This window comes from Chitinophaga sp. CC14, assembly GCF_048957795.1.
GTDB lineage: Bacteria > Bacteroidota > Bacteroidia > Chitinophagales > Chitinophagaceae > Chitinophaga > Chitinophaga ginsengisegetis.
Window position 1 is genome coordinate 752,188 of the sequence record NZ_JARBFY010000003.1, and the last position, 17,729, is coordinate 769,916.

Consider the following 17,729-nt stretch of genomic DNA (forward strand, 5'->3'; position numbering starts at 1 on the left):
TCCCGGTTGAATATCACAGGTTTTACGATGTACGGTTTTTATGAATGAAGATATAAACCCCGGCGCCTGTTAGTAGTAGTACCAGGCATAACAGGTACCCTGCCTGGACTATTAAACGGTGGACAGGCAACGCTGGTGCGTGGTATTGAAAAACCGGGAAGTTTTTATAATCTGCCGGCGTAAGGTGTTTCTCGGGGATATGAAAACCGTAGAGGAATGTTTTCCATTTTTGCTGATAGATATCAGACTGCCGGGAGAAATCCTGGTATGCGGTTAACTGGGTGCCGGCTAAACTGTTGAGCCATTGTTGTACCAGGGAAGATGGATTCCGGTTGGAAAGCGTTTCAAAATGAAGATTGCGTTGCTTTATCTTTTCCTGGAAGGGAGTAAGCACCCTGTCCATCCGTTTTTCCAGCAGATCGTAATAGCCGGCTATGTACCGTGTACTGAGCGGCAGCGTGTCCCTGGCAGGGTTGATGCTGGCGGCATACTGCGGATTATACCGGTTGAAGCTGTCGGATAACACCCGGGCCGGCGTATTCCAAATTTCTTCTCCCTGGTGGCGCCGATATGCTGCAATTTCATCTTTCATCGGCAGGGGATGTTTTTTTTGTACATAGGTATTGATGAGCGACGGCAGGATAATGAGCACCAACATCCAGCAACTTACCAGGTACAAACCCGTGCGGGTACCGCTGAACCGGAAGGCGAGCACAACATAGGCGACCGTGATCCAGAACAGGAGATATAACAGGGTGGCAGAACACCATAGCAGCATTGTGATGAAGGAAGGAAATGATTGTTTATAAGCCAGGATAAATCCCAGTGCGTTAACGGTGAGCAGGAGCGTAGCCAGCACCAGCAAGCGGAAAAGCAGCTTTAGTGTAATGATGCGGTGAATGCTGCCCGCATGGATCATGAGCATGGTTAATGTGCCGGTTTCTTTCTCGGAAGCATACAGGTTATAACAATATACCAGGACGAGCAGCGGCAGTAAATAGATGATCACGAATGCAAGATCGAAGTTACCGGCGAACAGCATCACCGGGTTGCTGACAGGTATATCGTTTGCCTCCTCAAAGCTTTTGGTGTACCTGATTTGCTGGTACCAGGGCTGGATATCGGTGAGGCCCAGTGAAAGGGCCGCCAGCGGGGCCGGCAATTTAACGGCATTTTGCGGCAGCCAGTAATTGACCATAACTGCCAGCCCCGCATTTTTTGCAGTTGCTTTGCCCTTATCAGTGAGGGTGTCTGAAAACCGCTGCAGTGCAGTCACGTAGTCGCGGTGGTATTCTTCCCGGATACTATCAGCCTGGATAAACCGGCTTTCAATAGTGCGATTGGAGGAGCGGATGGACAGTAGGCTGATCAACATAAACAGCAACAGGCTTACCAGCATCCATCGTTGCCGCAGTAATTGTTGCCATTCAAACAGGAAAATAGTTTTTAACAGCATCATAGCTTTATTTTAATAAGTTGTTTTGCAGTCAGGTTTGTAAGTATCATCACCAACAAGCACCAGGCGCCCAGGGCCAGCCATGCCAGGTGATGCCAGGTAACGGCGCTTTTCGCCGGAGGAGGATCATAGGTGAAGTCTTTCATTCTCTTAAAAAAATCCGGTCCTGCTTTATAATCATAGGTAAGATATTGCGCCCCGCTGTTGGCCAGGTTCATATTCAGTATGCGGATGAACTCATCCCGGTACTTTTTCGCCTGGTGATGAAAGGAGCGGTGATGATAATAATCAGATCCGGAAAGTCCCATCGACACCTGCTGGATAGCGATGAACGGAGATCCCAGCCCGGCTTTTTCCAACTGCTCCTGCTGCAGTTCGATGATCTCTTCTACTTCACCATTGTACCGTTCGTATACTTTGGTGTTGTAGTCTTCGCCATATTGCATGGAGAGGCCATCAAAGTTGACCGGCAACTGCTTCACAGAATCCACCCCGTATTTTTTCAGCGTGCTGTCGAGGTAGCGCTGGTGGCGTTGTATGCTGGTGCCATCGCCATTCATTCCTTTGCTGTATCCCTGCGCTATCCGTTTGTTTAATTCATAGCGGGAGGGTAGTGGATGTCGTTCATCGATCAGGCGTACCGTTAGCCTGGGCGCCAGTACCGACAGCAGGAACCATATGCCGATGCAAGCGACCATGGCGGCGCCGGAGCTGCGGCTCCACGCCGATACCAGTGTTCCTATGCTGGTGAATACGAAAAAGTAAACCAGGTAGGCCGCGGCAAACAGGCCGTAACGAACGGGGATATCCGGCTGACTGCCTTGTTGAGATACGGGTAAGCCCAATAGTATAAAGGCCGGGATAACAATCGTAAGAACGATCGCATAATTGCCGGCAATTTTCCCCCAGATGAGTTGCTCAGGCTGTATGCCCTGCATTAACAGTAAGGGCAGGGTGTTGCCTTCCCGCTCACGGGTAATGGTACTGTAGGTGATGAGCAGGATGAGTAAAGGCATCAGCAGCTGTAAAACCATCGACACAGATAATTCCCCGAAGCGCAGCTGACTGTCGGTAGTCTGTGCTTCCGCCTGGTTTACCTCATGCTGAACATGCGCTTCCACTCTGTAGGTAACACCGAGGTAGCGGTTAAGGCCATAATCGTATATGCTGAGAAAGGTGTTGGGCTTAAACAGGTACGTGCCGAAATGAGCCGCTGAATGGGGATTGGCTTGTTGCTCTTCCCATTCATGACGGAACATGGCAGCGGCCCTGTTTTTTTGCAGCGCTGTCTGCTGCCCGCGCTCCCACCCTGTATACGCGGCAGCCGCCAGTAAAATCCAGGCGATCATCGCCAGCAGCATCACGATCCTGTCTCTGTAAATCATCACATACTCATGAGCTGCAATGGTAAATAGCGGTGAGCGTTTTTTCATAAGGAGATGTTTTACCTGAATGAGCAATTCAATGATACCAGCAGATTTCTGGGTGCGCCGGGTGTATAGGAGTTGACAACTCCGCTGGCAGCATACCGTTTGTTAGCCAGATTATTACCATTAACCTGGAGGCTGTATTGTTTATACCTGTACCCGATGAGGGCATTAAAAACAGTATAGGCAGGCATTTCCAGCACGTCGGTACTGGTTTCTTTTTTATTACTGAAATAACGGGCATCCACATACTGGAAACCTGCACCTATGAAAAGCCCTTTCAGCGCGTTGGTAGTAAAAGTGTATTTAGCCCAGCCATTGGCTGAATTTTCAGGGGAGTTGGCAAAGAGCTGACCAATATCTTCCGGCTTTATACTTTTCGTAATTTTTGTTTTGTTGTAGTTGTAATTGACATTGAGGAAGAGATTGCCCAGTAACGTACCTTTTGCGCCTATCTCAATTCCCCGGCTCTGTACCTGCCCGATAGCCTCTCTCCAATAGGGCAGATCAGGTTTGGGAACCGACTGTAATACATTCTTCCGGTCGCTCTGGTAAATTGATATAAAAGGTTGAAACGTGTTTTGGAAGAATTCTCCCTTGGCGCCGAATTCATATTGCTTAGAGGTTTCAGGGGCAAAGGGGCCACCGTTTTCAACGTTATTGCTATAGTGGGGTGAAAAGCCTTCGTTATAATCCAGGTAAATGGAAACGGTGCTTACAGGCTGGTAAACAACTCCCAGCCGGGGTGAAAAGTTTTCGGTGCGTAGGGGGCGTTCATCATTCTGAACAGTACCATCCGGCTTATCAGCAAAATAGCGCCGGAAGTAGTTGTTATATCTCAGGCCGGCCAGTATTTTCCATTTGGAAGTAATTTCAATCTGGTCCTGCACATAGGCGCCGAATGTATTATAGGTGAATTTTTCTGTTCTTGATTTACCATAGAAGGTCATTCCTGTAGTATCGTAGCGGCTTTCCTGTTCTGTGTCGAATACCGGTAACCGTGTGGCGGCATACTGCAGGATGCCGTTGGGATAATTGTTGCGCGACAGCATGGCATCGCCACCGATGGTAACCTGGTGGATGATCTTCCAGGTATTAACTTTTACGTTCGTGTAAATATTAACGGTAGTTTGTGGAGAATTGATCTGTTGCCAGCTATAGGAACGGCTTACGGTATTGTCGGTGGGCCGCACAAATCCGGAAGCGGTGTATTGATTACGGTCGGCCCTGGATTCGCTGTAAGCTGCCAGCAGTCCGATTTTCCAGTTGCCGGAAATACGATGTTCCATCACGGATTGCAGCTGGTAATTATTGCCTTTATAACGGCTGTCGTAGCCCGGGTTAAAATCATAAGGCACCAGGAAGATGCTGTCTTTATCCTTGCTTTTGTAGATGGGAACGCGGGGCTGATAATTATTGCTGGCGTCTTCATTTACATAGTTACCATTTATCTGCCAGCTGGTTTTGGGATTTACTTCCCATTTCAGCGAGCCATATACCTGGATGCTGCGGCGGTCAAAATGCCGGGTAAAGCTGCCTCCGTTTTGCCATCCGGCGCCGGCGAGAAAGTAGAGGTTTTTCTTTTTATTAATGCTGCCGGTGATATCGGCCTGCGCCCTGATAAGGTCAAAAGAGCCCGCGGCAACAGTGGCGTTTACCACCTGGTATTTCTTCGGTTGTTTAGTGACCATATTGATATTGCCGCCCATTCCGCCTTGTCCGTATAGGATAGCGGACGGGCCGTGTATCACTTCCACGCTTTCAATATTGCCGAGTAAGGGAAGCTGACCTTCCGGGTAGGGCGAGCCGGTTATGCCATTGGTGGTAACCCCGCCAATGCCGGAAGTGTAACCCCTGGAACTGAAGCTGCCGTAATAGTCGGTGGAAGTGAAGCCTGCCACATTCCGGAGCGCTTCATCCAGCTGGAAAAGCTGCTGATCGTTGATAGTAGTGCGGTCTACCGACTGGATATTTTGCGGAATATCTCTCAGCGGCGTGTTGGTTCTGGTGAGTGCGCCGGATTGAGCGGATGGCCGTTTACCTGCAATATGTACCTCTCTTAACGTGGAGGTGGCGATATCAAGTTCCAGGCGAAGAAATATTGTTTTATTATTTTCTACTGTTATGCGGCTGCTTTTGGCTTTATATCCAACGCCGCTTGCAATCAGCACATAATTGCCGGGTTGCATACCCGTGAAGAAAAAGTTCCCGTCATCATCCGTTTGCGTAGCTTTCGGCCACCCTTCCATACTGATGGTAATGCCTGCCAGTACTTTCTGGTCGGGACCGGAGATATTTCCCTGGATTTTGCCATGCTGGGCATAAATTATATTTGAAGCTACGCAGAGTAGCAGTATAAAACAGAAGCGCTGAATCATTGTTTGTAATTAATAAAGGATAAATGGAGATATTAATGTGGCATAGGTGTGCAGCCAAACGCGCGGGCGCCGGCGGCATACATTGAAGTAGTGGACTCAGTATCAGGGAGCAGCAGGAGGGCCTTTATTGGAGCAGGCAAAAGAGGGGATTTCGCAGGTAGCCACAGCGGGGAAGGCATAACGATGCGTGGCCGGCGTAAGCACAGGGCCTGCATACATATCCTGCTGATTATAATAAACTGTATACTGATGATCGCATACTTTACATCCGGCAGGAATATATTTGCAGGCTTTAGCAATGCCCGGATCAAAAGATGTTGCTGCTGTTTTTATCGTTTCCGGATGCGAATGCCAGTAGTGAACAGGCATGGCAATAAACGCATATAGCGCCAGCAATATGCTGGCGATCCATGACCGATATTTCTGTGGCAGTATCAATTTTGATGCAACAGGGTATAAAATTAATGGTTGTTTTTTAGCAGATATCCGGCTTACAATGCCCCAAAGCTGAACAGTATTTCTCCTTTATTTACCGGTGGCGTGGCGATCTGGTAAACGATAAAGCCATCAATGGGCGAGTAGATATCGGTTAGCAGGTTCCCTTTAAAATCGGTGATGTAACCTAACTTCATCCCCTTGCTGATCAGCTGTCCGCTTCTGCAATCGCTGTAAAAAATACCGGTGTATTCACTGTTGAGAGAACTGCGTTTGGTGATTTCCAGCGGATGATTGGGCATTTCAACTTTGCCGGGTAAGAATTGCAGGCTTCGCATTAAATTCAGCAGGCCACTGTTTATTTTTGTTACTTCCGCTGTTGAAACATTTCCGAGCCCGCCACACTCAATTGCAACAGTTGGTATTCCCTGCCGCACTGCTTCCTTTGAGCAATACAGCGTTGGCACTCCGTTTACAAAACTGGCTTCGGATTTCATGATCCAGTCGAATCCCAGTGCTTCCGCCATCTGCCTGGCTTTGTCGGTTTGCCCGCCATATACATAGTATCCCACATAATCGTGCAGGTCTTCCGGGGCATCGCCTGCATGTATATCTACGAGGTAATTACATCTTGGTAATATTTTCTGTGATAGTACCCAGGCAATGCAGGGCGTTTGACTGCCTTTATTATCTCCCGGAAATTCCCGGTTAAGATTTTTTCCGTCGACCGGGTTATAGTATACAGACCTGCCGAGAAACGCATTTACATTGGCTATATGAACAATGATGACCGTGCCGCTTAATACAGCGGGATTAAGCTCCCGTGCCATTTGCTGCATGGCCATAATGGGTGGATATTCAAATCCATGAATGCCGGCTATCAGCCCGATTACAGGACCTGTGTTTTTACCATGTATTACGGTAACGGGGATAAAGGTGCTGTCTTTTGAAGCCGTGATAACCGGTATATCAAACGAAGCTTTTTCTCCTGCCGCCACCTGGTGACCTTCTATTGTAAATGGAGCCTGCCGGGCAAATATTTCCGGCGCCCGGAAACTTAACAACAAAGTAAAAATGTAGAAAGGAACAGATAATCGCATACAGTAAAGCCAGATTGTAAACATATCATTTGCAACAATGATGCAAATATATAGTATTTCCGGAATTACCAATATTTAAAGGATCACTGGTAAAACGGGATGTTGTGCTGCCAGGCAGAGGCGGGCAAAAATAAATTTGTGTAGTTAAATAACTACATTTATATTTGTAGTCAAATAGCTACACAATGAATTTACGACGAGATGTATTTCAAGCCATAGCGGACCCGACAAGACGGGCTATACTTCTATTGGTAGCTTCGCAGGCCATGACTGCAGGTGCAATAGCCTCGAACTTTGACACGGCAAGGCCAACCGTTTCAAAGCACCTGCAGATACTCACGGAGTGCGAGCTACTTGAACAAAAGCAAAACGGCAGGGAGATTTATTATCACATCAACGCAAAAAAAATGAAAGCAGTAGCAGACTTTATTGAGCCATTCCGCCAAATGTGGGATGACCGGTTTAACAAATTAGAAGCCATCATGAAAAAGTACAAATCAAAAAAATAACACCCATATGGAACGTAAAACAAAAGTTAATGCCGAAGACGGCAAACAGGAATTAGTAATAACGAGGGAGTTTGATTTGCCGGTGGATCTGCTTTTTAAAGCCTATGTAGAGCCCGAAATTGTGGAGCAATGGATGGGAACCAAAGTGCTGAAGCTGGAAAATAAGAAGCACGGCGGCTGGCATTTTGAAACAAGCGATGCCAGCGGAAAGGTAGTGTTTGAAGCCAGTGGCACCATCCACGAGTTTGTTCCGGACCAGAAAATTACCCGGACATTTGAAATGGAGAACGCGCCTTTTCCCGCCCAGCTCGAGTTCCTGGTATTTGAACCCCTTACAGACGACACCAGTAAACTCAGTATGCATATCGTCTATAAATCTGTTGCACTCAGGGATCAGATGATGCAAATGGGTTTTGCCCCAGGTCTGAATATGGCACATAACCGGTTACAAACTATTGTAAGCAAATTAAAATAACACATCATGTCAAAGAGAAATAAAATTATCTACTGGATTGCTACGCTCTGGCTTGCATTGGGAATGGTATCTACCGGAATAGTACAATTATTCAAAGTGAAGGCGGAAGTAGATTTTACGGAGAATTTAGGCTATCCCACCTATTTACTGACAATACTGGGTGTCTGGAAATTGTTGGGAGCTGTGGCAATACTTATTCCTAAATTTCCTTTACTGAAGGAATGGGCGTATGCAGGCTTTTTCTTTGCCATGTCGGGAGCGGCCTTTTCACATCTGGCAACAGGCACCACGAACCATATATTTCCCTCGTTGTTATTACTTGCACTGACTGTAATATCCTGGTACTTCAGGCCGGCGGATAGAAAAACTATTTCAGTTAATCAATAAAAATGAAATAAAATGAATCCCAAGGTTGATTTTTATTTTGATAAAGCTAAAACGTGGAAGAAAGAAATAGAGAAGTTGAGAGCGATTGTGCTCGACTGTCACCTGAGTGAAGAATTGAAGTGGGGGTGTCCTTGTTACACCTTTGAGAAAAGTAACATTGTTTTAATTCATGTTTTTAAAGAATACTGCGCAGTGTTATTTTTCAAAGGCGCGCTGTTAAAGGATCCTAAAGGTATCCTGATCCAGCAAACAGAGAATGTACAGGCTGCGCGCCAGGTGCGGTTTACCAGCCTCCAGGAGATTACCAAGCTGGAGTCTACCCTGAAAGCCTACATTTACGAAGCCGTTGAACTGGAAGAAGCCGGCGTGAAAGTGGAGTTTAAAAAGACTAAAGAATACCCGGTTCCGGAAGAATTTCAAAAGCAACTGGATAAAACGCCTGCCTTGAAAACTGCTTTTTATGAACTGACGCCAGGCCGGCAAAGAGGATACCTGCTTTATTTTTCTGCCCCTAAACAATCTAAAACACGGGAGTCGAGAGTGGAAAAATATATCGAGCAAATTCTTGATGGAAGAGGATTAGATGATTAAGAAGAACAGTTTGTAGCAGCCAAAACAAATACCCGACCTGAATCACAGAACTTTGTGGATCTGATGCTGTAGATTTTTAACCTGGAGGGAAGAAATATTTTTTCCCTGAAACTTATGTTTTCATTCTCTTTTCCCGGAGAAGCATGTATCTTTAGTAAGCATGAAAACACTATTTGCATCTGTTATATAATCCCAATAACATGGCCAGCTTCAAACCCTCATGGTCGGGTGTTACCCTTACTATTATTACGCTGTTTAGTCAATTACCGGTAAATGCACAGTCCCGCCAATTCTCGGTATCTGGCGGTGGCGCCCTGAACGTAAATAATTTCGACTGGTCCATTGCAGGCAATTCAGAGGGGCAATCCCCCAACGTTTTATCAGAGCTGCACTTTAACAGCATTACCTCTTTTGGTTTTTATCTGAATGGCGCCTACAGGCCGGTGAAATACCTGCGGTTTGATACATACTATCAAAGAAACGGTGTAGTCAGTGGCAACGGGATGGACACGGATTATAAAGGCGATGATCGTACAGAACCTACGTTTCAGCAATCCTTTTCCAGCGACAGGGGCTATTTGGAGGTGTTCAGGATAGGCGTCAGCGTTATATTTCTCCAACGTACCAAATTCAGTTTAGGGGCCGGCGTATCCTATAAAAATACCCGGCAAAACTTTGTTATCCTCAGCCCGGAGTTAACAGACCTGCAAAGCACTTACGCGGCAAGATGGCGTGGACCAGCGTTCTCACTGGAAGGTAATTACCTGGTTAGCCGGTCGCTGTCAGTTGGCGCCAATATAGCCTATACGCTGATCAGTTACAGGGGAGAGGCGGACTGGAACCTGATAGATATCTTCATGCATCCATTGAGTTTTGAACAAACCTCAAAGGGACACGGTATGGATTATGGTTTGAATTTCAGGTATGCTGTTAACGGTTTTCTTTCGTTCTCACTTGACGGAGTGCTGGGGAATGCAAGGGTTTCCAAAGGAACCGATATATCTTATTTAACAAACGGCACACAGATTTCCACACAGTTCAATGGTGCCGATAATTACTTTTATGGCGCCCGCCTGGGAGCCATTGTTCAGTTCTGATTGGTTTAAATGAACCGGCTATAAACACGTAAAGCCAGTTTTAATAACCGGCAGTTTATAAATTTTTTAAGTAATAGTGCTTACTTTTCCAGTTTGTATTTTATCGTAATCGCCGGCGATACTGCTGTGTTGAGTACCACTAATGACGTATCCGGGGAATAGGTTATTTTCCCTTTCAGATCTGTTCTTGGCTTACCGTTTCCATCCAGGAAATAGATACTGTCGGCAGTCAGCTTAATTGCAAATACAGAATCTTTCCGGATAGTATATACAAATTCCGTTTTGATATTTGTGCGAAGACCATAAGCCGCGAAACTGGTGCTTTGCAGCGTGTTGTCTTTTGCCAGCCAGGAAAATACGTTGCCATTACTGATCTTTGTCCAGGTCCCTTCCTGTTGTGTCTTTATAGAATCTTCCCGCCAATCGAATTTAGTACCATATGTAAAAGGGTCTACCTGTAAGTCATCATCCTTATCGTTCTTATCGCAGGATTGTAACAACAACAACGTCACAATTGGACATAAAAAAATGAAAAAGCTTTTCATCCGTCGATATTTTAGCTATGTTGAAAAGTAAATTACGTTTTTATCTTTTAAATGAGAAAGAAGCCCGTCGTTTTTGACAGGCTTCTTCCCGGTATTATTAACTTAAGGACAAGTAAATTTTCCTAAATCATTGGTCAGCGTACAACAATTAGGAGGCGTTGGATTGCCGTTGTTCAGGTATGCCTGAAAATCGAGTCTTTCACTCGGCGTCATGATCGTGTTATCCGACTTGTACACCGTAGGCGCTAACTCAGCATACACATCTGTTCGTGCCATATACGGAATATAGAAGTAGTTTATCCAGGATCTGTCGCTGTTGGAAAGAAAACTACCCTGGTAAATATCAGTGCCGTCTGTTTTAGTGTACATCGGCAGGCTGGTGTTATGTACAATGGAGGTACTGCTTGTATAAGAGCTGTATCCCATTACAGAAGTGTAGTCGTAAGTACCTGTCTGGTAGTAATTGGTGGACGGGATATTAAATTGCGCCAGTCCGGACGAAGTAAGATTGGATGTATTCACAGTAACAAACGAATTCCTGTCGAGGCGCGTATGTTCATGTCTTAATCCCAGTGCATGGCAGATTTCATGAATAATTACACTGTTATCCCATGAATTAAAGGCAAAATCAGCGAGGTTGATACGTTGTACACCGCCTGTTCTTCCGAGGTTTGATTCACTGACATCAGCGCCATCTGTAGACCAGAACTCGATGTTGGGATAGGTAAATCCATAAGTGGGGTCAACGAGTGGTTCGCAGGTAGCGTTGTAGAATCTTACGTTGGTATTGGACTGCATTTCAAGCAGTGCGGAACGTACTTTCTGTTTCTCCGCCAACGTTAAATTTGATCCGTATATAATCCTCACCATTGCCCATAAATTATAGGCGGTGGGGTATATACTGAATGCGCGTGGAATGGTGCGACCCTGAGCGGTGTTTTGAAAGGGCACGTTGTAAACCGGGTGTGCGTTTTTTTCAGCGCCTACATAGTCGGGCTTCTTCGACTGTAATTGACCATAAATTTCCAGGTTTTTGTATTGTTCTTTAGTAAGGCGGATGTCACCTTCCCAAAAATAATCAGCTCCCTTTTTTTCGACTATCACACCGGATTTTAAAGTGATGGGGCCGTCTTTCTGGTTATCTGATTCATTAGATTGCTTATCCTTACTGCAGGATAAGAAAAACAATACTGCTAACAATGGGATTGTTTTCAAATAGTGGGTACGTTTCATGGGTAATTTTTATTGGTTGAAAGAATACTTGGGTTATTGTGAGACTATAGCAAAAAATGAGAAATAGGTTAAGCAAATTAGTTTCGTGATACCTGAGGGTCAGTAGCACGTATAACGATATCTAAAGTAAAAGAATATTTCTAATTATCAGGAATTTATTTTTAAGCAGATGATTTGTAGTCCTAATAATAGGAATAGTCCGGATTGAAATCAGCCTGTATATTTATGATAATCAATTGTTTCCCTCCTGGTTAATTTTCCCCGGGCCGGATGTAAATAGTTTTGAGCCATGCCGGGGCTAATTTTATCAAGCACGTAGCATTGACTTATCTACTTCTTATACCTGAACTTTTTCAGTAACTCTTCCTTTTTACGCCGCGACACGGTTACATACACCCCGTTTTCCAGTTCTATCTGCCCGCCTTCTCCGCGGATGTAGCGCTTGATGTAGTGCAGGTTGATAATATGCGAATGATGTGTACGAAAGAACAGGTTCGTTGGCAACAGTTCCTCAAAATCTTTCAGGGTGCGGCTGGCAAGCAGGCCAGGATGATTGGAGAAGTTGATGGCGGTGTAGTTGCTCTTCGCTTCCAGGGATACAATGTCGGATATATTGAAGAAAAGCAGTCCTTCTACAGTGGGAATGGCGATCTTGCCCTGCAGGGAGCCTGTGTCGAGGTTTTGTTGCAGTACCTGGAGCTTTTCTTCTGTATGTTCCTGCGACTGCCCGCTAACCCTTGCAATGGCCGATTTCAGTTCTTCAATATCAACAGGCTTGAGTAAGTAATCAAAGGCTGCATAGCGGATAGCCTTGATCGCGTACTGGTCGTAAGCGGTGGTAAAAATAAGATGGAAATCTTTTTGTGGGAGCATGTGCAGCATTTCAAAACCACCCATACGCGGCATTTCAATGTCCAGGAAAACAATTTCAGGTTTTTGTTCCTGGATAAGTTTCAATCCTTCGGCGCCATCTGCCGCTTCGCCCAGCAGGCGTACTTCCGGGCAATAGTCGCGCAGTTTTTCACGCAAGGCAAGACGTCCTTTTTGTTCGTCGTCAATGATTATAGCTGATAGCATTACTGAATTTTTAATAGTACCTGAACCCTGGTGCCGGTGGGCTTTCCATTGTTCTTTAAATCTGTTACCACTACAGAGGCATACTCTTCGTTGTTAAAAAACTTTACCCGGTCGCCGCTCATTTGCATGCCATAGGAATAGTCATGTTTCCGGTTGCCGTTCCTGGGTGTATCTCTGCCTACTCCGTTATCTTCAATAATATATTCAATGTGTTCTTCGTTTTTGGTGACTGTAATCGTCAGCCTGCCATCGTTATCCGGGCGATGCCTCAGCCCATGCAGGATGGCATTTTCGATATAAGGTTGTACCACCAGCGGTGGCACCTGGTAGTCGTCCTGCAGCAGGGATTCATCCGCTTTGATGGAAGCGGTAAATTTATTTTCGTCCCTGAGTTGTTCCAGGTCGATATACAATTGCAGCGTTTCCAGGTCTTTTGCGAGGCTGACGGTATTTTGTTTTGAGCTATCCAGCACATTGCGAAGCAGCTTGGCAAATTTGTTCAGGTAAACGGTTGCAGAGTACTTATCATTGCTTTGGATCAGCGCATCGATGCCGTTGATACAGTTGAAAATAAAATGGGGATTCATTTGTGCCCGCAGCGCCATCATTTCGGTTTCGGCTATGCGGTGTTTTAATTCCGCTTCCCGCCAGATGTTCCGGATTCTCCTCTTTATCAGGAATGCCACCAGTCCGATGAACAGGATCAACGCCGCGATACGGAACCACCAGGTTTGCCACCATGCCGGATGGGCTTTTACAAACAGCAGCAACGTTTGTTCCTGCCTGTTAGCGAGGTTATCTGACACCTCTACGGTAATGTTATACTCTCCCGGGGTAATGTGATGAAGAGATAGTTCCGGCCGGTGTCCCAGGTCATGCCAGTTATTTTCATCACTATATTTATACCTGAAGTAAACCTTATGCGGATCCAGGTAGGACAAGTCGGAGAAGTACAGGTAAAGAGAGGTTTCTTTCCTGGATAATTCAATGCGGTTGGTATTTTCATTTCTGAAAACGCCGTTTACACTGGTTTGCGTGAGGCGCAGGCGATTGGTTAACCGGGTTTGCAAAATCTTTTCAGGATCTATTAATACTATTCCGTTGGGAATACCCAGGGCAAGTTTGCCGTTGAGTAATTTTTTATGGGCATTCACCAGGTAGTCCGTAGGCAAACCATCTATCTGTGAAAGCCGGACTACCTTATCTTTTCCCTTCAGCCAAACATGCAGCCCTTCGCGGGTACCAAAAAAAACATTTCCGTGCCGGTCTTCAGAAATCCCTACCACATAGGTATCTGCAATATCGTATTCGTGCGTATCTACTTTCTGGATTATTTTCCCTTTCTCATCTGTACGGTTCCATCCGCCGTAGGCGGAAAACAAAAGGTTATCATCTGCAGCCAGCCCTATGCTGTTGTAATAATCTCCTACAAACACGCCTAATGTCTTTTTATTAATGGTGGAATCGGATATCTCCACAAACGCATTTTTAGCGGCATCATAACGGGCAATACCCCACGCTTTGGGCATCCAGCCAGCCAGCCAGATGGTGCCGTTGTTATCTGTCAGCATATCATTCCATGTATTGCCGGTCCAGAAAGCGCTGTCGTTATTAAATGCCCTGGAGAATTTTTCAAGACCGGGATAACTGTACCGTGCGATCTGCTGACCGGAGAAAACAACCCAGCATTCGTTTTGCGGTGTTACCAACACTTTTCGTATGGCGCTTTTTATTTGCAGGCCCGGCAAATGCAGCAGTTGAAACCGGTTGTCCTGCCACCGGAATATTCCCTTTTGGGTAGATAATATGATTTGATGATCCACTTCATCCAATGTATAACAAGTGTTATCCGTTTGTTTTGAAAAGCGCCTGTCCAGGGAGCCGTTTTCATAAAACCAAACTTCTCCTGCGCGGGTCAGCATCCACAGTCCGCCTGCTTTTTGTTCTACAATAGATATTACCGCATCATTTTTATCATTTGTTCCGGGAATCGGGATGGTTTCAATAGCTTCGGGGCCGGGTGTTAATTTTACCAATCCTTTTGTGGTGGCAATCCAGAACAGGTTGGTACGCGTATCAAAACTGGCGGAATTGATCACCGCATCATCGATGCTGCAAATTTCCCGGTAATCATTTTGTTCTTTCCGGTATATCTTCCGGGAAGTGTAAAGAAACAATCCCTTTTTTGTATGCAGGAATCCTTTCACCACATCGTGGGTGGGCAATGACGGAAGATATTCAAATTGCCCGGTAGCCGGGTTTACACGGATCAACTTTCCATCTGTGGTGGCAAGGAGTACTTCCCTGTCACTCACCTGAACGGCGCTTTCATAACTTAATTGGTTAATGGCTGCAGGGTGCAGCTTTAGCTTGTTGCCGGCTTCCTTCCAAACCCAGAGCCCTGATCTTGCGGGCACCCAGATCTCTCCTCCTGTAACTTCAAGTATATCTATATTTATCTCCGCATCTTTATTGTCGGGCGCAATGAGGAATGAAGAGATCCTGCCATTTCCCGGCAGGTAGTATTTCACATAGTTAAAGTCTGTGGACCATATTCTCTTCTTTTTATCAATGAAAATATTCCTGTAGGCATCGTTATTGGGATCGGTATCCGTAAAGATATTCGCTGCCAGCAGTTCGGGGGCGGCCTGAAAATTTTGTAAGCGATTCAGTCCTCTGTCGTCATAAAAATAAAAGGTATTGTGATCCTGGTATAAATCACTTACTCCCCCTTGCAGGGATGGATGATTGACGAACCGGTAACCATCATAAACTGAAACGCCTTTTTGGGAAGCGATATATAAATACCCGGATGAATCAGGGAGGGCAGTGTATACATAGTCGGACGGAAGTCCGTCCATGTAGTTCAAAATTTGTTTTCTGTAATGATCCTGGCTGTGAAGGCTCCCTGTATAACAGATACAGCATATCAACCCAAACAGGGTATGTGATATAATACGTGGTAAAGCCAAGGGTTTTTATTTAAATTTACAAACATTTATAGTTATCCTGTTGTATTCCTTTCTAATCCTCATTGGGCAAGGGCTGAGCTGCGCAGGCGCCTCCGGATAGCAGTCCGTATGCGTTGTTGTGAATGATATCACTGCCATAGGGAGTTAACGTATTAAACTCTCCATTGGTTGTCATTTCGCGTGGTTTACAACAGTCCTGGCTAAAGGTCCAGGCGAGCCAGCCGATATTACGTTTACATGCTTCGTTCAGCACAATGCGATAGAGGTTAGTTATATCATAGGCACAACAGGTATTACCATCCTGCCAGTTACCTACTTCTCCAAAAACAAAGCATACGCCTGTTTTATCAATTTCGTCCAGTTTCGCTTTAACGGCGGCTTCGTTGTTGGCATAATCTGCCCAATAGGTATGCGCCGAGAAAATAATATTCTTTGCGGGATCGGCATTGAGAATATCTTTCGCCACTTTGGCAAGTTCCGAAGAGGACGTGCCGCAATCCGGTGCATCAATCATAAACGGGATGGTGATACCTGCACTACGGAGCCGTTGCACTGCCTGGGTGTAATTGCTTTTGAATGTTTCCTGTGCAGCCGCTGGATCTGCTGCCCACAACACGTTGCCGAATTCGCAGGCGATGTTGGCGATCAGGTATTTTTTATGTTTATTGATAAGATCGAGTACCATCGGTTGCTGCCACCAGGCTACGGCTACACTGTTAAAATAATTCCAGTCGCTTTTGCACACGGTGTTCTGGACTACGAGGATAGGGATCATGCGTTTCTGGTGGCAATACCCGATGATATTACTCAGCGTTCCGTCATTGAGCAGGCCATCTACTGTTCCAGGTGTTCCGGAGCCTGTTTTATCCAGCCAATGGGTGCCGTTAGTGTACCATTGAATGCGGATGGCGTTGGCGCCGGTTTTCGCAGCTTCATCAATTTTAAATTTGTATTGGGTAGGGTTGCCCAGGGTGGGCAGGCCCTCATCGATAATGGGGTAATTAATGCCGCGCAGGAGGAATGACTGGCCGCCGGGCAGTACCAGGTTTTTTCCTGATACGGTGATGGTGGGTGAGGAGTGCCCGACATCGACAGGATCTTTATCGCGGCAACCTGTTATGATGGCCAGCGCCATTATAAGAACGGTGAAGGTTTTCTTTGTCGTTTTCATTTTTTTGGGTTTTTAGTTTTCATTAAGATATTCTGGATATGCTGATTCAATTACACGAATATTGGAACCTCATTTCGCTGCTGCTTGCAGCGGTGCTACCAGTAAGGGTTGCCGTTTTGATCTTTCCCGTTTCATCATACTCATAATTTACGTTTATGACCGTTGAGCCGTTTGAGGATGATTTGACCAGGTTTTTATTTTTAAAGGGACTGATACCGGTGATCATTAAGCTGTTAATGGCGATGGGATCTCCTTTTTGAACAGGTTTATCGGTATAATACTCATAATTTGTTACCACGCCGCCTGTCACTTCTTCTTTTATCATATTGCCATTGGCCCAGGTATAAGTGGTGGTACTGGTGGTATTACTGGCCGGTCTGCCGATATATTCGTCTTTTTGAGTGGTCAGTTGTAGTTCTCCCTGGCTATTGTATTCGTAAATATAGGTGGTAGTAGCGGTATGTTTGGGTGGTTGACCGGCTGGCGTATAGTCGTAACTTTTCCGGGTGATAAGGGTAGGTAGCCCCATACTGTTAAGTTCTGCCCGCAGTTCACTTGTTAGTTGTCCATCCCAGTGATCGAAGTAGCCATTGCGGGTGAGTAGGCCAGGTGCATAGTTAAAATTGTAACGGGTTTTGTAAAAGTCGTCCATACCAATTTTACTTACCCTGCCGTCGTTGTCATAGCTGAGCGTGTAGGAAACAGCGGTACTGCCGGATTTTGATGTGATGGCTGCTATACGGCAGCTTTTATCCGGCGGCAGCGTTGGACCGTCATTGTCCTTACTGCAGCTTGCCAGGATGAAGGCCGGCAGTAAGAGGATACATTGGAGAAGCGATTTGATTTTCATGACATTAAATTTTGAATTTGTGATTA

The 17,729-nt window shown here is 45.7% G+C and carries 16 protein-coding genes; 5 read left to right on the plus strand and 11 right to left on the minus strand.

Features of this window, described 5'->3' with window-relative positions; all coding sequences use genetic code 11:
• Nucleotides 1-22: 22 nt before the first annotated feature.
• The 5 genes from PV783_RS13105 to PV783_RS13125 form a co-directional block, all read right to left on the minus strand.
• Nucleotides 23-1,459 (minus strand): DUF3526 domain-containing protein, encoded by a 1,437-nt coding sequence (locus PV783_RS13105; RefSeq protein WP_420988293.1) that lies wholly within the window; start codon nucleotides 1,457-1,459, stop codon nucleotides 23-25.
• Nucleotides 1,456-2,889 carry an ABC transporter permease gene (locus PV783_RS13110; protein WP_420988294.1) on the minus strand — a complete coding sequence of 478 codons (1,434 nt, stop codon included), beginning with the start codon at nucleotides 2,887-2,889 and terminating at the stop codon, nucleotides 1,456-1,458. The genes PV783_RS13105 and PV783_RS13110 overlap by 4 nt, the downstream gene beginning before the upstream one ends.
• An 11-nt stretch (nucleotides 2,890-2,900) precedes the next feature.
• A complete protein-coding gene (locus PV783_RS13115; RefSeq protein WP_420988295.1) occupies nucleotides 2,901-5,261 on the minus strand; it encodes a TonB-dependent siderophore receptor in 2,361 nt (786 codons plus the stop codon).
• 102 nt (nucleotides 5,262-5,363) lie between these two features.
• Nucleotides 5,364-5,699, minus strand: coding sequence for a hypothetical protein (locus tag PV783_RS13120; RefSeq protein ID WP_420988296.1), 336 nt, complete (start codon nucleotides 5,697-5,699; stop codon nucleotides 5,364-5,366).
• A gap of 53 nt (nucleotides 5,700-5,752) precedes the next feature.
• Nucleotides 5,753-6,796 carry a succinylglutamate desuccinylase/aspartoacylase family protein gene (locus tag PV783_RS13125; RefSeq protein WP_420988297.1) on the minus strand — a complete coding sequence of 348 codons (1,044 nt, stop codon included), beginning with the start codon at nucleotides 6,794-6,796 and terminating at the stop codon, nucleotides 5,753-5,755.
• 185 nt (nucleotides 6,797-6,981) lie between these two features.
• On the opposite strand from PV783_RS13125, the gene PV783_RS13130 reads away from it, so the two are divergent.
• The 5 genes from PV783_RS13130 (at nucleotide 6,982) to PV783_RS13150 (ending at nucleotide 9,855) form a co-directional block, all read left to right on the plus strand.
• Nucleotides 6,982-7,305: an ArsR/SmtB family transcription factor gene (locus tag PV783_RS13130; RefSeq protein ID WP_079468362.1), complete on the plus strand. Its 324-nt coding sequence runs from the start codon at nucleotides 6,982-6,984 to the stop codon at nucleotides 7,303-7,305.
• Between the two features lie 7 nt (nucleotides 7,306-7,312).
• Nucleotides 7,313-7,780, plus strand: a complete 468-nt coding sequence (locus PV783_RS13135) for an SRPBCC family protein (protein ID WP_420988298.1) — start codon at nucleotides 7,313-7,315, stop codon at nucleotides 7,778-7,780.
• 6 nt (nucleotides 7,781-7,786) lie between these two features.
• Nucleotides 7,787-8,167: a DoxX family protein gene (locus PV783_RS13140; protein ID WP_420988299.1), complete on the plus strand. Its 381-nt coding sequence runs from the start codon at nucleotides 7,787-7,789 to the stop codon at nucleotides 8,165-8,167.
• A gap of 12 nt (nucleotides 8,168-8,179) precedes the next feature.
• Nucleotides 8,180-8,758, plus strand: a complete 579-nt coding sequence (locus PV783_RS13145) for a YdeI/OmpD-associated family protein (RefSeq protein ID WP_111578940.1) — start codon at nucleotides 8,180-8,182, stop codon at nucleotides 8,756-8,758.
• 200 nt (nucleotides 8,759-8,958) lie between these two features.
• A complete protein-coding gene (locus PV783_RS13150; protein ID WP_420988300.1) occupies nucleotides 8,959-9,855 on the plus strand; it encodes a hypothetical protein in 897 nt (298 codons plus the stop codon).
• Between the two features lie 80 nt (nucleotides 9,856-9,935).
• Here the strand turns inward: PV783_RS13150 and PV783_RS13155 are convergent, their stop codons facing one another.
• The 6 genes from PV783_RS13155 to PV783_RS13180 all read right to left on the minus strand — a co-directional run bounded on the left by PV783_RS13155 (nucleotide 9,936) and on the right by PV783_RS13180 (nucleotide 17,703).
• Nucleotides 9,936-10,400, minus strand: coding sequence for a hypothetical protein (locus tag PV783_RS13155; protein ID WP_420988301.1), 465 nt, complete (start codon nucleotides 10,398-10,400; stop codon nucleotides 9,936-9,938).
• 102 nt (nucleotides 10,401-10,502) lie between these two features.
• Nucleotides 10,503-11,633 (minus strand): M12 family metallopeptidase, encoded by a 1,131-nt coding sequence (locus tag PV783_RS13160; protein WP_420988302.1) that lies wholly within the window; start codon nucleotides 11,631-11,633, stop codon nucleotides 10,503-10,505.
• Nucleotides 11,634-11,963: 330 nt separating this feature from the next.
• Nucleotides 11,964-12,710, minus strand: coding sequence for a LytTR family DNA-binding domain-containing protein (locus tag PV783_RS13165; RefSeq protein ID WP_336386297.1), 747 nt, complete (start codon nucleotides 12,708-12,710; stop codon nucleotides 11,964-11,966).
• A complete protein-coding gene (locus tag PV783_RS13170) occupies nucleotides 12,710-15,571 on the minus strand; it encodes a histidine kinase (RefSeq protein WP_420988303.1) in 2,862 nt (953 codons plus the stop codon). Before PV783_RS13170 ends, PV783_RS13165 begins: the two co-directional genes overlap by 1 nt.
• A gap of 163 nt (nucleotides 15,572-15,734) precedes the next feature.
• Complete coding sequence (locus PV783_RS13175; RefSeq protein WP_420988304.1) at nucleotides 15,735-16,853, minus strand: cellulase family glycosylhydrolase; 1,119 nt, start codon at nucleotides 16,851-16,853, stop codon at nucleotides 15,735-15,737.
• A 46-nt stretch (nucleotides 16,854-16,899) separates the two neighbouring features.
• On the minus strand, nucleotides 16,900-17,703 hold the full coding sequence (locus PV783_RS13180) for a hypothetical protein (protein WP_420988305.1): 804 nt from the start codon (nucleotides 17,701-17,703) through the stop codon (nucleotides 16,900-16,902).
• Between the last annotated feature and the right edge of the window lie 26 nt (nucleotides 17,704-17,729).